The sequence below is a fragment of the Halorubrum sp. Eb13 genome (assembly GCF_002252895.1).
Classification (GTDB): Archaea; Halobacteriota; Halobacteria; order Halobacteriales; family Haloferacaceae; genus Halorubrum.
Genome location: NZ_NHPE01000029.1, coordinates 1 through 3,425, shown reverse-complemented (window position 1 = coordinate 3,425; position 3,425 = coordinate 1). Strand labels below are relative to the sequence as shown.

At 58.5% G+C, this 3,425-nt stretch carries 2 protein-coding genes; both read left to right on the top strand.

What is annotated here, in order from left to right; translation table 11 throughout:
- On the top strand, window positions 1-706 hold a 706-nt coding region (locus tag DJ75_RS18950; RefSeq protein ID WP_254921871.1), incomplete at its 5' end, for a hypothetical protein.
- An 846-nt stretch (window positions 707-1,552) separates the two neighbouring features.
- On the top strand, window positions 1,553-3,163 hold the full coding sequence (locus DJ75_RS18945; protein ID WP_254921870.1) for a hypothetical protein: 1,611 nt from the start codon (window positions 1,553-1,555) through the stop codon (window positions 3,161-3,163).
- Window positions 3,164-3,425 lie beyond the last annotated feature (262 nt).

The following is a 3,425-nucleotide window of genomic DNA, read 5'->3' as shown; positions in this document are numbered from 1 at the left end:
TGCGGATTCAACAGAGCAGATCGTTCAGATCGGTACTCAGGCAGCTGTTAATACGGCTGTCTCGTCGTACCTCCCAGCCGGTCTCACTACACAAGCAGGGTTGACTGCCGGGCTCGGACTTCCAGTCTCCGGGGCCGGCGCACTCGCCATTTTCGCCGCGCTCGTTATCCTCTCCGCGGCGTTCTTCGTCATAATCGCTCGCACGATGATCCAGCCACAAGACAAGATATCCACGAGACCAGTCGACGCCACGCGGCGACTCGGCCGTACAACGCTCGCAATGCTGATCGGTGGGATCTTGGTCTCCGTTTCAGTATTCGTCGGAACCCTGTTTTTCATCCTCCCAGGACTGTTCCTAGCGACATCTTTCCTGTTCATCGTGTTCACCATCGCCGTCGAGGACCGCGGTGTAATCGACGGGCTCAAGCGGAGCTGGGGACTCGCCAGCGGGTCCAGACTCAAACTCTTCGCCCTTGTCGTCCTGACGACGGTGTTCGGCGGTGTCATCGGGGGAATTGCACCCCTGCTTGACTACGGCGGCATCCCGGTCGCCAGCGAAGCGATCGTTGCCGTCGTCACTGCAGCCTTCTTAGCCCCGTATTATGGCATTCTTGCGGCTTCGTACCTCCAGCTGCGAGACGAACAAAGGGGTGTGGACAGGAGGTCAACGGAACCAGCCGACGCCTCGGGAACCCCGGAGCTCTGACCGCCGGTTTCGCGAGGGGCTGTCTCTAGGGCTTTCTATTCCAGCGTTTCGATGGGTGTGCTGCTTCCCACGAGTTCGTGGACCGACGCCTGCGATCGGGTCGCAGCACAGCTTTGTTCTGAAAGCGGACAGCTCGTCGTCCATGACGACGATGACGATCCGGTCGTTGACCGTACATTTCTGCCGGAAGAGGTCCGCATGGTTGCCGCCGGCGATCCAGACAGGTGATCGCGAAAAGCCAACGTGATCGCTGTCGGCATGGACGCCGCGAGACACGATCGTCTCGTCTGGACGGACGATGACTTCCAACACCCGTCGAGTGGCTTGCACGCCTCTATGTGGGGTTACCTCATCAACGGACCAACGACGGAGTTTCGAGTAGTCGCCCGAAAACGTCTATTGGCCCTTCTGTTAGAGCGGCTCTGTTGAAATCCACAATCGGTGATATGCTCTTAGAGACGTGCAAAGTACAGAGCGCGAATCTGCCGCACGCTAATTCATACGAATACTACAATTATAAGAAAGCTTATAATAACGTATCACCTCTACTGTACGATTATGAATTCACGACGACGTGATAGTCACGCAAATAGCATGCGACGTGCTACCACGAGCAGACGGGCGTTACTCACAGCGAGCGGCGCCGTCGCAATCGGCGCGCTAAGTGGCTGTCTGAGCCAAGTCGCGTCGTCAGTCACGAACACAGGGTCGTCGCCTGCGGCAGTGTTCGCAGGTGCGGATTGGAACGACGATGACACGGAAGTCACCTTCGAGATGGCACCGGAAGGCCCGCACGTGGCTCGGTTGACTCCAACGGTGGCCGGGCGAGTTGAGTTGGAAGGGTGGGTGACTTCGACCGCGCTCGCCGCGGCGAACTACAACAACTCTCGGAGTGACAAGTCAATTATCCGGGCTCCTGACGGGGATGGAGATGCCGATGCCGATGGCGTTGACGACGACGTTCGCGGTGAGGACTATAATACGCCCCGGAGTAATCGGAGTATCGCGGGACCCAGCGATATCATCGACGACGATATCGACGAAGACGACGAGACGTTCCGGCGCGTCTTCCGACTTGACGCACAGCTCCAAGAGGCGACGACTGCGGCTGCGACAGCAATTTCGAAGCGGAGTGCGCGGACGGGGCGGAATCCGGAAACGGAGAAAGAGATTACTGGGGTGTTGGGTGATATGGAAGCGGTGCTGGCCGAGATGCGGGCAGTGCTGGAGCGGTGTTCAGACGAGTCCTGTGTCGCGGCACTGGCGAACGTCGCAGATAGGGAGGCAGACGTTGTCCGAGCGCAGGAGTACGCTCAGGACGGCGAATGGGCGGCGTTCGGTCTTGACGGTGGTGGCGGGAACGACATCCTCGTCGGGGATTACTTGCTTCCACCAGTCGAGTTTGACTCATCCGGGTTGTTCAGTCCGGGAGAGCAGGCGGAGCTTTTCAGGTATCTTGAACAGAAGCCTGTTGTTGCGGAGCGGTTCGCTGTGTGTTTGCCCGATGCTGAGGTTCCGGGTGGAAACGGGAGTATCGAGGAAGCGGTGACGCCGGAGCGGCTCTTCGCCTACCTGACGGGTCGGTCTGATGGTGAGGGCCAACTCTACGCGTGGGGGTCAAATTCGGCTGGTTTGAGTGGTCCGGATGAGAGTGGTGATTGTGACGATGACGACTCCACTGTGTCCCCGGGTGCGGTATGCGGGGCAACGCCCCACTTCGTTGCGGAGATGACGGGGCCTGTGGCGACGGGCGGTGGACTCGTGGCTGAGCGCGCTGCTGACGGCCACGTTGTTGTGACGAACTCTCCACCGTCTGCTAAAGCTGGTACATCTGTTGTGGTGTGTCCGGTTGAGGGTGAGCCGTTCGAGCCGGAGGGGTTGGATGCGTGGGCAAAGAAAATGGATGACGTACCTGTGGAAATTACTCAGCAGGGTCGGTTGCTCAACCTGACAGTAGCGCAGGTAATGGTTCAGCCACCGGGTTGTCCGGAGCCGGTTCCAGCCCTCATGTACGTGGGTCGAGGGCTGAACGATGGGCAGCTCATCTACTCAGGTGGATGGATTATCGATGATGCTGCGTTGTACGAGAATTCGACGACGGTGTTGTCGATGGTGGGGGCAGCACAGGTGGTCCCGGTTGGACTCGACCGTCTCGGCGATCTCGACAGTGATGGGCTCGGTGATGGAGTGGCGCGAGCAGGGGTGAGTGAGCGGGCTCTGCGGGGCGCGCGGATTGAGTTGGGCGGAGTCGACAGAAGCGGCGACATCACTATCGAAGGGCTCGGTGGGAGGCTCCCGGGAATGACGTCCGGAGTCGATAGTGAAAAGGGGGAGACGTATCGGGTTGTGACGCACGTGGCGGTGGATGCGCCGGTGTTACACTTGGTGAACGCTTCGAGTGCGTCGGATGAGATAAAATTCAAGGCGGGGGCTGAGCTGTCGAAGAGCGTGAACTGACTGTCCGTGTTGTACCATACACTCTCGGTGGCGACCCGAGTTCTCGAACAGTATCGCTGTGCTGTATGTACTCTCTGTATACAGCACTCGAGTTCTACCAGACTCTGAGGATTTCGACAGAGGCCTCTTTCTACTACGAACGATACCACATAGGATTCCATTTTTTCAGAACAATCGTTGTAGCCGTTGCCACAGAAGAAGACACAGCCGATGAGAACGGCGACCAACCCTCGTGTTCAGATACCGTCTCTTATACACATCT